The organism is Rhizomicrobium sp. (assembly GCA_037200385.1).
Taxonomy (GTDB): Bacteria; Pseudomonadota; Alphaproteobacteria; order Micropepsales; family Micropepsaceae; genus Rhizomicrobium.
On sequence record JBBCGL010000001.1, the window covers coordinates 4,229,011 to 4,243,692 of the forward strand.

The window sequence follows — 14,682 nt, forward strand, 5'->3', positions numbered from 1 at the left end:
AGCTTGGCGCGAAAAAGACATCCCGGACCTCCGCGGCCAGCCGAAGCGATCGGTCGCAGCGTTCCCAGAACTCTCGATCTATCCTTCGTCGATGGATTGAACCATGCACTTCGGTTCGAGGCCCGAGAACAGGCGTTCTGGTGGCGCGCAGGTGTAACGCAACTGGGGCAAAAACTGCCTTTCCAGCCCGCTCGTGCACAAGATGGCCAGCGTAAGCCATCGAAATCGTTGAATGGCCCTCCATTGACATGGGGAAGGTCACAGGTTCAATCCCTGTGTTGTCCACCATTTTCAACCACTTGATCGACTTACAGCGCTCACTGATCGGCACCGGCAAGATCGGGCTGCTCACCGCGACCGGTACCTACGACGTCGAGCGCTATCCCTGGGCCTATGAATTCTGGAAGCGCCAGCAGCAGACCCATTGGATGGGCGAGGAAGTGCCGCTGGGCAACGACATCAAGGACTGGTCATCGGACCGCGTCACCCCGGCCGAGCGGGCCCTGCTGACCCAGATCTTCCGCTTCTTCACCCAGTCGGACGTCGAGGTCGGCGACAACTACCTCAAGCGCTACATCCCGATCTTCCAGCCGCTGGAAGTGCAGATGATGATGGCGGCCTTCACCAACATGGAGACCGTCCACATCGACGCCTACGCGCTGCTCTTGAAGACGCTGGGGATGCCGAAGGCCGAGTTCGAGGCTTTCCGCGACTATGCGGAACTGCGCGCCAAGGCGGACTACATGCACACCTTCGGCGTCGGCACCTGTGCCGACGTGGCGCGGACGCTGGCGATGTTCGGTGCCTTCACCGAGGGCATGTCGCTGTTCGCGAGCTTCGCGATGCTGCTCAACTTCCCGCGCCACAACAAGATGAACGGCATGGGCCAGATCGTGAGCTGGTCGGTGCGCGACGAGAGCCTGCACTGCGAAGGCATCATCAAGCTCTTCCACGCCTGGAACGCCGAGACCGGCGCGGTCACGCTCGGCGTCCGCGACGACATCATCGACGTCGCCAAGACGATGGTGAAGCTGGAGGAGGGTTTCGTCGATCTCGCCTTCGGGATCGGCGGCATCGAGGGGATGAGTGCGGACGACATCAAATTCTATGTTCGCTACATCGCCGATTGGCGGCTGACGCAGCTCAAGCTAACGCCGGTGTTCGGCAATTTCGAGGAGACCGATGGCGGCTATCGCGCGCTGCAAGCGCATCCGCTGCCTTGGCTGGTGGAAATCCTCAATGGCGTGGAGCACGCCAACTTCTTCGAGCAGCGCGCCACCGAATATTCCAAAGGCGCCAGCCGCGGCAGCTGGGACGGCGAGAACGGCGTGTGGTCGCTGTTCGAGAAGCGCGGCAAGGCGGCCTAGCGCGGGAGCGGCAGGTTCGCTTTATGCCGCGTTCTGCCGCCGTCCGATCAGCCGAAGGTGAACGCGAACGCCTGCACGCCGGGATCGAGGAACTCGATCGCGAAGGTCCGGTCGGTGACGGGGCCGTTCTGCCGGACCAGTTGATAGAGACGCTGACCGGCGATCGTGCCGAATCCCTTATCGTCCGTGTCCGCGCCATGGGCCGCCCCGGGCGGCGCGCCGTCCACCGTCACCCGGAACCGCACCGGCTTGCCGTCCGGTCCAGGACCCAGCACGAGATGCAGGTCGCGGGCGTGGAAGCGAAAGACGATCTTGCCCGGCGCGCGGTCGAGCGCGGCATGTTCGCCGGCGATGGTCCAGGTCCCGGCCAAGCCCCATTGGTTGAGCCGGAGCGTGGCCGGCACGGCGTACGCCTGCGGCGCATCGAATACCGGCGAGACCGAGGCGAAATTCTCCGCCCGCGCATAACCGATATAGGTTTCCGGCGACTGCATGTCGGCATTGTCCGCGGCGGCCAGCGCGCCGGCGGCCCGGGGGTTGACGATTCCGGCCGGCACGTTGCGATAGCCGGCTTCCGTCAGAAGCTTCTGGATGACTCTTTCGGAGTCGTCGTATTCGCCTTCGCCGAAATGATGGTGCCGGATGCGGCCTTGCGCATCGATGAAATAATGCGCCGGCCAGTACTCGTTGTTGAACGCCTGCCAGATCTTCAGGTCGTCGTCCAAGGCCACCGGATAGGTCACGCCGAGCGCGCGGACGGCGTTGCGGACATTGTCGAGGTCCTTCTCGAACGCGAACTCCGGCGCATGCACGCCGATCACGACCAGGCCGTGATCCTTGTACTTCGCCGCCCAGGCCCGGATGTAGGGCAGCGCGCGCAGGCAATTGATGCAGGAATAGGTCCAGAAATCCACCAGCACGACCTTGCCGCGCAATTGTGCCGGCGTGAGCGGCGGCGAATTGAGCCAGGCCGTGGCGCCGCCGAGCGATGGAAACGCGCCTTCGCTTGGCAGGTCGCTGCCGGCTACGGCATCGGTCTTTGTGGTGCGGGTTGGCAAGGCCTTGTCCACGAGCGCCTGTTCGAGGCCTGCGGTTTGGGCGAGCGACAGGCGCGCGAGGAGCCCGGTGTCCAGCCCGAAGGCGATCGCGACCACGCCGAGCAGCACCGCGACGCCCAGGCCGCGCCTGATCCACGCGCCGGCGCCCAGCGACCTCTTCATGAATGCGAATACGCGGCCGCCGACCAGCAGTGCGGCGGCGAGGGATGTCGCGGCACCCGCCGCATAGGCGAAGAGCAGAAGCGTCGTGCTGGCGCTCGCCCCCCGGATCGCGGCGCCGGTCAGGATCAGGCCGAGGATGGGTCCGGCGCATGGCGCCCAGAGCAGGCCGGTGGCGACGCCCAGCAGGAGCGAGCCGCCGATGCTGCCGGTCTTATCGCCGGTCCCCTGGCTGAGCCGGTCGCCGAGCGCCACGAGCGGGCGCGTCAGCCGCTCGGCGAGCGAATCCGACAGCAGCGTAAGCCCGAAAAAAGCGAGCAGGATCAGCGCGGCGATCCGGCCATACTGGTTCGCATGGACGGCCCAGCTGCCGCCCAGCGTGGCAAGCGTTGCGATGGCGGCAAAGGTCAACGCCATTCCCAGCAGCAAAGGCAATCCCGAACGCACAAAGGGCTGATCGGCGCGCGCGAAGACGAACGGCAAGACCGGGAGGATGCACGGGCTGACGATCGTGAGGACGCCGCCGAGATAGGACAACAGGACAAGAATCAAGGCCGGCCTCCCCCTCGCAGGCGGCGTCGCGCCGGCGCGACGCCTGTTCGCCATGTGAAAGCGGAATCCACATCCCGAATGGCGTCATGCGCGATCTATATCACACAATCATCGGGCGTTGTGCGGACTCAGAACAACGCCGCCGCCTTGGTGAGAGCGATGTAAAGTCCGATCAGGAATGGAACGCCGACTGCCAGCCACGCCAGAATGCCGAGCCCGCCGAATCCGCCGCGCGCCGCGCTCGCGGCATCGGCCGTCGAACGGTCCTCATGCTGCAGCGCGCGCTCGCGTGCCAATTGCTCTTCGCTCATGTAGTGCTTCTCGTTGACCGGCCGCACGAACAGATTGCAGAGCAGGCCGACGAACAGAAGTCCCGCCATGATGTAGAGCGTTCCGTCATAGACGAGGGCCTTCGGCACGCCATGCGCGAGCTGGGTGTCGCGCAGGCCGGCGATCAGGGCCGGTCCCGCCACGCCCGCCACCGACCACGCGGTGATGAGCCGGCCGTGGATCGCGCCCACCATCTGTGTGCCGAAGATGTCGGCGAGATAAGCCGGAAGAGTCGCGAAGCCGCCGCCATACATGGTGATGATAATGCAGACCGAGGCGACGAACGCCGCCGCCAGGCCCATATGGCCCCAGGTGGGCAGGAGGCCGTAAAGGGCGATGCCGAGAAGGAAGAACACGAAATAGGTGTTCTTGCGTCCGAGATAGTCCGACAGCGAAGCCCAGAAGATGCGGCCGAGGCTGTTGAAGAGACTGATCAGGCCGACGAGGCCCGCCGCCGCGGCGACGATGGCCGCCTTCTGCGCCGTGCTGAGCGCGGCATGCACGTCGAGGCCGACGAGCCGGCCGCCGAACACCTCCTGCAGCATCGGGCTTGCCATGGAGATCACCGCGATTCCGGCCGTGACGTTCATGCACAAGACGCCCCATATCAGCCAGAACTGCGGCGTCTTCCAGGCCGTGTCCAGATGGACGTGGCGGCCGGTGATCATGCCGCCGCTCGAGGCCGCCGGCACGGTCCAGCCGGCGGGCTTCCAACCGACCGGCGCGACACGGAAGCCGAAGGCGCCGAGCGCCATGGCGACGAAATAGATCGCGCCCAGCGCCATCAGCGTGGTCGACACGCCGGCCGTGCCGTCGGCCGCGAAGCGTGCCATCAGCCAGACCGCGAGCGGCGAGCCGATCATCGCGCCGCCGCCATAGCCCATGATGGCGAAGCCCGTCGCCATGCCGCGGCGATCGGGAAACCACTTGATCAGGGTCGAGACCGGCGTGATATAGCCCAGCCCCTGTCCGATGCCGCCGATGAAGCCGCAGCCGAGATAGACCAGCCAGAGCTGGTGGATCATCACGCCATAGCCGCCCAGGATCAGCCCGCCGCCCCAGCACAGCGCGGCGTAGAGGCCGGCCCGGCGCGGCCCGGCGCGCTCCAGCCAGCCGCCCCAGATCGCCGCGGAGATGCCGAGCATGGCGATAAAGGTCTCGAAGATGTGGGTGACGTCAGCGACCGACCAGTTGCAATTGGTTGCGGTCAGTTCGGCCAGGAAGCCGCCCGAACAGATCGCGGCGCCCGGCAGCATCTTGCTCATCGGCAGCCAGAACACGCTGAAGCCGTAAGCCATGCCGATGCACAGATGGATGGCGAGGGCCGCCGGCGGCACCAGCCAGCGATTGAAGGCCGGACCTGCGATGGTGCGCTCGCGCGCGAGAAGGTTCGAACCTCCGGTGCCGGAAATGGTTGTGCTGGCCATGAGAGCGGTCCTCCCGATCTTATTGGATTGGATAAGGGCGTTGCGAAAAGACGCGATGATAGGCGAAGGCCGTCGCCACGATCAGAACGGCGCCCGCGAGCACCGGCGAGAGCAGGAACATCCATCCCGCCTTCGCCAGGATCACGACGATGGGATCGGCGCCGGCCGGCGGATGCAGCGTGCCGGTCAACTCCATGAGCGCGATGGCAAGACCGACCGCGAGTCCGAAGCTCCACGGCACGGCTCCGAACAATGCGCAAACGCAAACACCGACCGTCGCGGAAACCAGATGCCCGCCAATCACATTGCGCGGCTGCGCCAACGGACTGTGCGGCAGCGCGAACACCAGCACGCAGCTCGCGCCGAACGGCGCGATCAGCAGCACGGTGTGCAGGCTTGCGGTCGCCTGCGCCAGCAGGAAGACGACAATGAACCCGCCGAGACCGGAGACCGCCGCGAAGCCGAGCTTGCGCGCAAGCGACGGCAGTGGCTCGGGCCCCAGTTCTGAAGCATCGTCCTGTATGGACATTCCCGGTGTTTCCAGACTGCGAAGGGCCGGCACGCGCCGGCCCTTCCCCTGTGTCGTTATCTTTTGAACTTGGCGGCTTCTTCCGAGCCCTTGGTCGCGTCGCCCTCGCTGTAGGAGTGCGCCCCGGTGCCGGCGAGCTTGCCGCCCTGCACGATCAGATATTCGTCGCGGATCGGCCGACCTTCGAAGAAGCATTCCAGGATCTCACGCGTGCCCGCCGCATAGCGGGCCTGCGCCGAGAGCGAGGTGCCGGAGATATGCGGCGTCATGCCGTGATGCGGCATCGTCCGCCACGGATGATCCTTCGGCGCCGGCTGCGGGAACCAGACGTCGCCCGCATAGCCGGCAAGCTGGCCGCTCTCCAGCGCGCGCACGATCGCGTCGCGGTCGCAGATCTTGCCGCGCGCCGTGTTCACCAGATAGGCGCCGCGCTTCATCTTCGATAGCAGCTTGTCGTTGAACAGCCCCTCGGTCTCGGGATGCAGTGGCGCGTTGATGGTGACGACGTCGCACACCTTCACCATATCCTCGACGTTGGGATGCCAGGTGAGGTTCAGCTCCCTCTCGACCGCTTCGGGCAAGCGATGGCGATCATAATAATGCAGATGCATGTCGAAGGGCTTGAGCCGCTTCAGCACGGCCAGACCGATGCGGCCCGCGGCCACGGTGCCGACATGCATGCCTTCGACGTCATAGGAGCGCGCCACGCAGTCGGCGATGTTCCAGCCGCCCTTCACCACCCACTGATAGGAAGGGATGTAGTTGCGCACCAGCCCCAGGATCATCATCACCACATGCTCGGAAACGCTGATCGAGTTGCAATACGTCACCTCGACGACGGAGATGCCGAGATCGCTCGCGGCCTTGAGGTCGACATGGTCGGAGCCGATGCCGGCGGTGATCGCAAGCTTCAGGTTCTTCGCCTTGGCGATGCGTTCGGCGGTAAGGTAGGCCGGCCAGAAGGGCTGAGAGATCACGACATCGGCGTCGACGAGCTCGCGCTCGAACACCGAATCGGGGCCGTCCTTGTCGGAGGTGACGACAAACTTGTGGCCATGCGATTCCAAAAATTTGCGCAGGCCCAGCTCGCCCGACACGCTGCCGAGCAGCGTGCCAGGCTTGAAGTCGATCGCCTCGGGCGTCGGCAGTGTCTGGCCGCCGGGATAGCCGTCTATCTTCGGCAGGCCGTCCCGCGCATAGGATTTGGGATAGCCGTCGACCGGATCGTCATAGAGAACGCAAACCACCTTTGCCATTTGGATAATCCTCACGCTTCGAATTTTGCGGGAGAGGAACGTCCATGGCGGCCGTGGGAATTGTCATCGAAATGTCGCGCACCGGACCGTTTCCTCGTCCGACGGAAGCGTGCGCTTGTCGCGCCTTCGTCTCGCATCGGACGGCGCGATACTGGTCCCGCTTGCGCTGCGGTATCCAATGAAAGCTTTGGAACAACTGATAGGCGAATCCGATCAAGCGTCTCGCGGTTGCGAGAAGGTGAAGCCGAGATCGCCCTCCAGCACCGAGGCGAGCAGCGCATTCGACATCGGCGACGGCGGTTCGCGGTTGGAGAGCACCAGCCCGATGGATTGCGTATGCACCGGCTCGATCAGATCGACGGCCACCAGATCGCGCATGCCGCCGAACATGTAGGAGAAGGTGTGGGGCACGATGCTCGACCATTCGCCATGCTGCAGGTGCGAGTAGATCCCCAGGAAGGAATTGCTCACGATCGGTGGGGATATCGCGACACCGATGGAGGCGAGCAGATTTGTGATGATGCGCCGGTTCTGCATGTCCTCGCTCAAGAGGCAGAGCTTCTCGGCGGCCGCCTCGGTCCATGTCACGGTGCGGCGCGACGCCAGGGGATGCTCGCGCCGCGTCACGAACACATAGTGCTCGCGATAGAGCGGAATGCGGCGCACATTCTCCAGCGGCTCGTTCTCCAGATAGGTGATGCCGCCATCGAGTTCGAACGTGTCGAGGCCGCGCTGGATGGTGCGCGAGTTCAGCGACTGGATTTCGACGTCCGCCGCCGGATGGTCCTTGCAGAATTTTGCCGTGACGAACGACACCGAGGGCATGGCAGCCGGAATGACGCCGAGGCGGAGCGTGCCGACCATGCCCTTGCGCAGGCGCGACAGATCTTCGCGCAGGCTGTTGTAGTCGGTGAGGATCTGCCGGCCCCAGGCAAGCACCCGTTCGCCCTCGGGTGTGAGCCCCACGAAGTGATGATTGCGGATCACGAGGCGGGCCTCGAGATCCTCTTCCAGCTTGCGGATCGCCGCCGACAGCGTCGGCTGCGCCACATTGCTGGCTTCGGCGGCGCGCGCGAAATGGCGCTCCCGCGCCAGGGTCACGAAATAGGCGAGATGGCGGACAAGCATGCCCACCGGTTATAGCAGGGTTTTCACGCCGGGCGGGCGGCCTTGGCCATGTCGATGAAGGCGCGCAGGGCGGACGACACGCGCCGCTGCCGCGGATAGTACAGCGTAAATCCGGGAAACCGCGGGCACCAGTCTTCAAGCACCCGGACGAGGCGGCCGTCGGCAATCGCCTCCTGCACGACATCCTCGAACACGAAGGCGAGGCAGTGGCCGCTCAACGCCACGCCCACCATCAGGTCCTGATCGCCGAGCGCGACGCGGCCCTGCACGGCCATCTCGATCTTGACGTTGCCCTTCTCGAATTCCCAACGATAAAGCCGCCCGCTGGCAAAACGATAGCGGATGCAATCATGCGCCAGGAGGTCGTCAGGATGCGTCGGCACAGGATGCCGCGTAAAATAATCCGGCGTCCCGACCACGACCAGGCGCAGCGGCGCGCCGATATGTACGGCCACCATGTCCTCCGGCACCTGCTCTTCGAAGCGGATGCCGGCGTCGAAGCCGCGCCCCACGATATCGACCAGGCCGTCGTCGTTGACGATCTCCAGATGAATCTCCGGATAGGCCGCGAGGAATTGCGGGATGAGGGGCGCCAGCAGGAGATGCGCCGCGGCGCGCGAGGCGTTGATCCGGAGCGTGCCGGTCGGCGTGTCTCGGAAACTGTTCATCTCTTCCAGCGCGTCGCCGACATCGCGCAGCGCCGGAACCAGCCGTTCGAGAAGGCGCTGACCGGCCTCCGTCAGCGCGACGCTGCGCGTGGTGCGGTTGAACAGGCTGACCCCCAGACGCTCCTCCAGCCCGCGGATCGCGTGGCTCACAGCGGACGTGGACATGCCGGTCTCGGCGCCGGCGCGCTGAAAGCTGCTCGTGCGCGCGACGGCCGCGAAAGCCGTGAGGTGGGCAAGCGTCGGTGCAGCGGTCATTGTTGAGTTATATTCAACAACTCGTGCCAGAACTCAACGTTGTTGCAGCGCACAATTCTAACTATTATCCGACCAAGCTAATCAAATCCGAGGCAATCCCATGACCCAGGTTCGCGGCTACGCGGCGCATGATCCCCATTCCCCGCTTGTTCCGTTCAGCTTCCAGCGGCGTGAACCGGGGCCGCACGACGTTCAGATCGAGATTCTCTATGCCGGCATCTGCCACTCCGACCTCCACCAGGCCCGCGACGATTGGGGCGGTTCGCTTTATCCCATGGTGCCGGGGCATGAGATCGTGGGCCGGGTCGTCGCCGTCGGTAAGCACGTCGAAAAGCTCAAGGTCGGCGACTACGCCGGCGTCGGCTGCATGGTCGATTCCTGCCGCCATTGCTCAGCCTGCAACGACAATCTCGAACAATATTGCGAGAACGGCGGCCCGACCGTGACCTATAACGGCAAGGAGCGCGACAGCGAGCAACTGACCTTTGGCGGCTATTCCGAGCAGATCGTCGTCGAGGAGCGTTTCGTGGTGAAGGTTCCGGCCCATATGGACCTGAAGGGCGTGGCGCCGCTGCTGTGCGCCGGGATCACCACCTGGTCGCCGCTGCGCCACTGGAACATCGGTTCCGGCCAGAAGGTCGGCGTGATCGGGCTTGGTGGCCTCGGCCATATGGGCGTGAAATTCGCCAAGGCGCTGGGTGCCCATGTCGTGATGATCACGACCTCGCCGGAGAAGGGCAAGGACGCCAAGCGTCTCGGCGCCGACGAGGTTCTGATCTCGCGCGATGCGGCGGCGATGGCGGCGCACAAGGCGAGCTTCGACTTCCTGCTCAACACCATTCCAGTCGGCCACGACCTCAATCCGTATATCGATCTGCTCAAGCGCGACCGCACCATGGCGCTGGTCGGCGTGCTGACCGAGCTGGAGCCGGCACTCAAAGGCGTTGGCCTGATCGCGGGGCGCAAGAGCGTCACGGGCTCTGCCATCGGCGGGATGAAGGAGACGCAGGAGATGATCGATTTCTGCGCCGAGCACGGCATCGTCAGCGATATCGAGATGATCCCGATCCAGTCCGTGAACCAAGCCTATGAACGTCTGCTGAAGAACGACGTAAAGTATCGCTTCGTCATCGACATGGCGTCGCTGCGCGACGCGGCCTGAGGGAGAATCATCATGCTGCCCAAACGTACACTGGGAAAACTCGAAGTCTCCGCCCTTGGCCTCGGCTGCATGGGGATGAGCCACGCCTACGGCACGCCGGATGATGCGGAGTCCGTTGCAACCATCCATCGTGCCATCGAGCTCGGCTGCACCTTCCTCGACACCGCCGAAGTCTATGGGCCGTTCACCAATGAGGAGTTGCTCGGCCGCGCGCTGAAGGGCCGGCGCAATCAGGTGACGCTCGCCACCAAATTCGGCTTCACCATCGGCGGCGCGGGCCTGCCGCAAGGCACCGACAGCCGGCCGGCGCATATCCGCGAGGTGGTGGAGGCATCCCTGAAGCGGCTGCAGACCGACCGCATCGATCTTCTCTATCAGCACCGCGTCGATCCGAACGTGCCGATCGAGGATGTCGCGGGCGCCGTGAAGGCGCTGGTCGCGGAGGGGAAGGTCCTCCACTTCGGTCTCTCCGAAGCCGGCGAGAAGACGATCCGCCGCGCCCATGCGGTACTACCGGTCGCCGCTCTGCAAAGCGAGTATTCGATCTGGGAGCGCAACCTTGAGGACCATATCATTCCGGTGCTCGATGAGCTCGGCATCGGTCTTGTGCCGTTCAGTCCGCTCGGCCGTGGTTTCCTGACGGGTGAAACGAAGCGGGCGGAGGATTTCGCGCCCGGCGATTTCCGCGCGCAGAACGATCCGCGGCTCCAAGGCCCGCATTTCGACGCCAATCTGCGCATCGCCGATCTGGTGCTTGACGTGGCGGCCAAACATGGCGCGAAGCCATCACAGGTCGCGCTCGCATGGCTCCTGCAGCGTGGACCGCACATTGTGCCCATTCCCGGAACCAAGCGGCGGAAATATCTGGAAGAGAATCTGGGCGCGGCGTCGCTCGCCCTGTCGGCCGACGATGTCGCGAAGCTGGAGAGCGTTGCGGTTTCCGGTCCCCGCTATACCGAGCGCGGCATGGCGATGGTCGACCGCTGAGCCGCGCCGGCGTTTTTTTTGACGATGCGCCGCGTTTGACGCGTGACAAATTTGCAAACGACCGGTGCGTGCCGGATGCTAGATTGCGTCGTCGGTCCATAGGCGGCCCGATCTGTCTTGCGGAGTCCTGCCCATCATGTGGGAACTGACAAAATCCTTCGGTTTCGAGGCGGCGCACACCCTTCGCCGCGAGATCGATCGTGAAGCCAGCCAGCGCATTCACGGGCATTCGTACAAAGCCGAGGTCACCATAAGGGGAAAGCCCGATCGCGACACCGGCATGATCATGGATGTCGGCGCGCTTGAGCAACTTTTGGGCAAGGTGCGCGCCAGGCTGGATCACCAATTCCTTGATGATGTCGCGGATATGGGCCCGGCCACGATGGAGAACATCGCGCGCTGGATTTGGGACCAGCTTGCCGTTCCGGGCCTTGTGCGCGTCACGGTTCTTCGCGAGAGTTGCGGCGAGCGTTGTGCCTATGAGGGGCAGGCCGCCGACGCGTGAGTCAGGAGTCCGTCATGGCCAACGCAGCACAATCCGGCACTTTCAAAATCGGCGACGATATCGAGGTTCATCGCCTGGGCTTCGGCGCCATGCGCATCACCGGTGACGGCATCTGGGGCGAGCCGGCGGATCGCGCAGAAAGCTTGCGCACCCTGAAGCGCCTTCCCGAACTCGGCGTGAATTTCATCGATACGGCGGACTCTTATGGTCCCGACGTGTCGGAGAAGCTCATCCATGAGGCGCTGCATCCCTATAAGGGCATGCTGATCGCGACCAAGGGTGGCCTCGAACGCCCCGGCCCGAACATTTGGAACCCCAATGGCCGGCCGGAGTACCTCATCAAGGAGGTGCATAAGAGCCTCAAGCAACTCGGTGTCGAGCAGATCGGCCTGTGGCAGCTGCATCGCATCGATCCCAAGGTGCCCGCCGGCGAGCAGTTCGGCGCGATCCAGTCGCTGCTGAAGGATGGGCTGATCAAACATGCCGGCTTGAGCGAGGTCTCGGTCGCGGACATCGAAGCTGCCTCGAAACTGTTCAAGGTGGCCACGGTCCAGAACCGCTACAATCTGGTTGATCGCGGCAGCGAGGCGGTGCTCGACTATTGCGAGACGCACGGCATCGGATTCATTCCGTGGTTTCCGCTGGCGTCCGGCAGCCTCGCCAAGCCGGGATCGGTGCTCGACGCGATCGCAAAGAAGCATAAGGCCGCGCCGAGCCAGATCGCGCTCGCCTGGGTGCTGAAGCGCAGCCCCGTGATGCTGCCCATTCCCGGCACGTCGAAGGTCAGCCATCTCCAGGAGAACGTGGCCGCGGTCGATGTGCATCTGAGCGACGAGGAATTCGCGACGCTCGACCAGGCCGGACGCAAGGCGGCGTGAAGGCGGGTTCGAGGAGCGCGATGGCCGAATAGGAGCCGATGCGGCCCGTATGTGGATGGGCACGCGCCCGTAAGCGCGGCAGCTTTTTGGGGCTGCCGCTGTGCGGCGCAAAACCCGTCCGGCACCGGCCTATCGCGCATAGTGGATTTCCATCACGAAGGTGCGCTGCGGAAAGGGGTGGTAGAGGAAGTATTTGTCGTCGTTGAGGTTGTCGATGCCGAAGGATGCGATCCAATTGTCGTCCACGCGGTATTGCACGCGGGCATCGAAGACCAGATAGCCGTCGAAGCCCTGGAAGGTGTGAGAGACCGGATCGGAGTTGTCGATGCTGCCGAAGGAGCGGTCGCTGTAGCGCGCCGCCAGGGTGAAGGCGAGCCGATCGTCGGGCCGGTAGGTCGCCACCGCCTCGCCGCGCCAACGGGGAAGCTGCGGAATGACCTTGTCGACTGCCTTGAGGAATACGGGATCGCTTGTGGTGCGGCCGTCGACATAGGTGACGCCGCCGGAAAGCTCCAGTCCATCGATCAGCACATCATTCTGGTCGGCGACCAGCTCGACGCCGCGCGCGCGGGTGTGCGCCACGTTCTGCACATAGCTGTAGAGCGCAGTCGAGCCCGTCACCAGCGGCGCGGATTGCGAGAGCAAAGCATTGCCGATCTCTTCCTGGAACAGCGACAGCCGGATGCGCCCGTTCCCGGTGTTCCGTTCCGCCGCCAGTTCGTAAGAGTTGGCATGCTCGGGTTTGAGGTTGGGATTGGGCACCGTGAGCTGCGTGCCCGTCGTAACGGCCTGGTAAAGCTCCGTCACCGTCGGCATGCGATAGGCCGAACCCCAGGAGGCGCTGAGCGTCCAGGGCTCCGCCACCTGCCAGGCAAGCGACGCCTTGGGCGAGAAATAGCTCCCCGAGAGCTTCGGCTGTGACGCGTCCAGCGGCGGCGCGACGGAGAAATTGATCCCGTCATAGGCGCGCCAATCCTCGTAACGCCCGCCGATGATCGCCTTCAGGTCCGGCGCGAAGGACCAGATGTCCTGCACCCAGAGCGCGTTCGTCGCCGTGCGGCCCTGGGCTTTGCCGGCGAGGGTTGTGGGCGCTCCGCCGATCCAGTCCGCGGTGTTGAACTTGACTTGACTGAATGTCTCCGCATCACGGTGCGCGCCAAATGAGAGCACGTTGCCCGCCCAGCCGGTCCACACGCCCTTGGCGTCCATTGTGTACCAACCGGTGCCGCTCAGGCGGGTAATGGAGCCTGCGCCGCCCAGTCGGGCCGCCGGCAGAGCGACGGACGGAACGCGCTGATTGTCGTCGAGGTAATTGTAGTCGCTGGCGACGAACTCCCAGGCAAAGTCGCCCTTGTCGCCCGATTTGAGCGAGATGGCTTGCGCAAGATGGGTCTGGTTCCAATCATAGACGTTGTTCGAGAAGCCGGTGGCGCCGATGTTGTAGGTTTGACCATGAATATTCGTGCTGCCGGAGAACACAGGGGCGCCGGCGGCCGTGTGCAGATAGGCCTCTGCCGTCGCATCGTCCTCCTGATGGAAGACGCTCACGATGTAGGTGAGCTGCATCTGCCAAGGCAGGTCATAGGCGAGCTTCAGCGTGTCGGTGTCTTGCACCTGGTGCTCGATGCCGCCGGCGCCGATCACGACAATGGGGGCGCCCGTGCGGCTCAGGTCGTCGAACGCGCCCGTGACGGGGGTACCCACCGTGCTGTTGCCGACAGGCCGTGTCAGCGTGACGTAAGCCAGTGGCTGGCCGGTGCTGTCGAGATGGTTGGCCGACAAGCGCCAGGAGAAGTCGCCATCGCGGTCGCCGATCCCGGCGGCAAGCTGCCAGGTGCCGTAGCTATGTTCGGTGCCATACTGGCTGAAAGGCTGCACCGCGCCCAGCGCGTCGCCGTAGATCTCGAGGCGCTCGGGCATCCGTGTCGTGATGTTGAGCACCGCACCGATGGCGTTGCCGGCATACTCCGCGGCGAAGGGGCCATAGAGGATGTCGATGGACGACACATCCTCCGGCGCCGCCACCCCGAAATGCGGCGAGGCGGACGTGTTGTTGTTGCCGATGGGTGAGGAGATCAGGATGCCGTCCACGAAGAGCAGCGTGCGCGCGGAGGCGCCGACGCCCGAGGTGCGCGTCGCGATGGGATCCTGCGTGTCGCCATAATGGCGCTTCCGCACCACCAAAGACGGGGTGTATTTGAGCATGTCTTCGGTGTTGACCGCGTTGATCTGCTCGCGGGCCTTCAGCGCGGTGACGTGTTCGATGCTGTTGGGCTGTTCGCCGGCGGTCCGTTCGCCGGTGACGACGACGGTTTCGATCGCGGCGGCGTGGCCGCGGGACGGGATGATCAGGGCTGCGCCGAGCAGAAGCGCGGCAATGTGCGATCGCGCAAAGTGGAGCGACATGGCTGTTCTCGCTTG

General features: G+C 64.5%; 12 protein-coding genes. 5 read left to right on the top strand and 7 right to left on the bottom strand.

Features of this window, described 5'->3' with window-relative positions:
• Positions 1–278: 278 nt before the first annotated feature.
• Entirely contained in the window at positions 279–1,367 is a 1,089-nt protein-coding gene (locus WDM91_20315) for a ribonucleotide-diphosphate reductase subunit beta (GenBank protein ID MEI9996950.1), read from the top strand.
• Between the two features lie 47 nt (positions 1,368–1,414).
• Here the strand turns inward: WDM91_20315 and WDM91_20320 are convergent, their stop codons facing one another.
• From WDM91_20320 to WDM91_20345, 6 genes are all read right to left on the bottom strand, one after another.
• Positions 1,415–3,136: a cytochrome c biogenesis protein DipZ gene (locus WDM91_20320; GenBank protein MEI9996951.1), complete on the bottom strand. Its 1,722-nt coding sequence runs from the start codon at positions 3,134–3,136 to the stop codon at positions 1,415–1,417.
• 128 nt (positions 3,137–3,264) lie between these two features.
• The gene (locus tag WDM91_20325; protein MEI9996952.1) at positions 3,265–4,893 is read right to left on the bottom strand and encodes an OFA family MFS transporter; all 1,629 of its coding nucleotides are present in this window, start codon (positions 4,891–4,893) and stop codon (positions 3,265–3,267) included.
• Between the two features lie 19 nt (positions 4,894–4,912).
• On the bottom strand, positions 4,913–5,422 hold the full coding sequence (locus WDM91_20330; protein MEI9996953.1) for an HPP family protein: 510 nt from the start codon (positions 5,420–5,422) through the stop codon (positions 4,913–4,915).
• A 56-nt stretch (positions 5,423–5,478) separates the two neighbouring features.
• Positions 5,479–6,678 (bottom strand): NAD-dependent formate dehydrogenase, encoded by a 1,200-nt coding sequence (locus tag WDM91_20335; protein ID MEI9996954.1) that lies wholly within the window; start codon positions 6,676–6,678, stop codon positions 5,479–5,481.
• Positions 6,679–6,891: 213 nt separating this feature from the next.
• Complete coding sequence (locus tag WDM91_20340; GenBank protein ID MEI9996955.1) at positions 6,892–7,806, bottom strand: LysR family transcriptional regulator; 915 nt, start codon at positions 7,804–7,806, stop codon at positions 6,892–6,894.
• A 23-nt stretch (positions 7,807–7,829) separates the two neighbouring features.
• Positions 7,830–8,729 (bottom strand): LysR family transcriptional regulator, encoded by a 900-nt coding sequence (locus WDM91_20345; protein MEI9996956.1) that lies wholly within the window; start codon positions 8,727–8,729, stop codon positions 7,830–7,832.
• A gap of 100 nt (positions 8,730–8,829) precedes the next feature.
• Between WDM91_20345 and WDM91_20350 the strand changes: the two genes are divergently transcribed.
• From WDM91_20350 to WDM91_20365, 4 genes are all read left to right on the top strand, one after another.
• A complete protein-coding gene (locus WDM91_20350; protein ID MEI9996957.1) occupies positions 8,830–9,891 on the top strand; it encodes an NAD(P)-dependent alcohol dehydrogenase in 1,062 nt (353 codons plus the stop codon).
• A 12-nt stretch (positions 9,892–9,903) separates the two neighbouring features.
• The gene (locus tag WDM91_20355) at positions 9,904–10,878 is read left to right on the top strand and encodes an aldo/keto reductase (protein MEI9996958.1); all 975 of its coding nucleotides are present in this window, start codon (positions 9,904–9,906) and stop codon (positions 10,876–10,878) included.
• 136 nt (positions 10,879–11,014) lie between these two features.
• Entirely contained in the window at positions 11,015–11,383 is a 369-nt protein-coding gene (locus WDM91_20360) for a 6-carboxytetrahydropterin synthase (GenBank protein MEI9996959.1), read from the top strand.
• Positions 11,384–11,397: 14 nt separating this feature from the next.
• Positions 11,398–12,261: an aldo/keto reductase gene (locus tag WDM91_20365; protein ID MEI9996960.1), complete on the top strand. Its 864-nt coding sequence runs from the start codon at positions 11,398–11,400 to the stop codon at positions 12,259–12,261.
• Between the two features lie 129 nt (positions 12,262–12,390).
• Here the strand turns inward: WDM91_20365 and WDM91_20370 are convergent, their stop codons facing one another.
• A complete protein-coding gene (locus tag WDM91_20370) occupies positions 12,391–14,667 on the bottom strand; it encodes a TonB-dependent receptor (protein MEI9996961.1) in 2,277 nt (758 codons plus the stop codon).
• Positions 14,668–14,682: the final 15 nt, after the last annotated feature.

Coding starts and splice junctions, on each gene's coding strand:
- WDM91_20325 (MEI9996952.1), bottom strand. CDS start 4,893: ATGGCCAGCACAACCATTTCCGGCACCGGAGGTTCGAACCTTCTCGCG.
- WDM91_20330 (MEI9996953.1), bottom strand. CDS start 5,422: ATGTCCATACAGGACGATGCTTCAGAACTGGGGCCCGAGCCACTGCCG.
- WDM91_20335 (MEI9996954.1), bottom strand. CDS start 6,678: ATGGCAAAGGTGGTTTGCGTTCTCTATGACGATCCGGTCGACGGCTAT.
- WDM91_20340 (MEI9996955.1), bottom strand. CDS start 7,806: ATGCTTGTCCGCCATCTCGCCTATTTCGTGACCCTGGCGCGGGAGCGC.
- WDM91_20345 (MEI9996956.1), bottom strand. CDS start 8,729: ATGACCGCTGCACCGACGCTTGCCCACCTCACGGCTTTCGCGGCCGTC.
- WDM91_20350 (MEI9996957.1), top strand. CDS start 8,830: ATGACCCAGGTTCGCGGCTACGCGGCGCATGATCCCCATTCCCCGCTT.
- WDM91_20355 (MEI9996958.1), top strand. CDS start 9,904: ATGCTGCCCAAACGTACACTGGGAAAACTCGAAGTCTCCGCCCTTGGC.
- WDM91_20360 (MEI9996959.1), top strand. CDS start 11,015: ATGTGGGAACTGACAAAATCCTTCGGTTTCGAGGCGGCGCACACCCTT.
- WDM91_20365 (MEI9996960.1), top strand. CDS start 11,398: ATGGCCAACGCAGCACAATCCGGCACTTTCAAAATCGGCGACGATATC.
- WDM91_20370 (MEI9996961.1), bottom strand. CDS start 14,667: ATGTCGCTCCACTTTGCGCGATCGCACATTGCCGCGCTTCTGCTCGGC.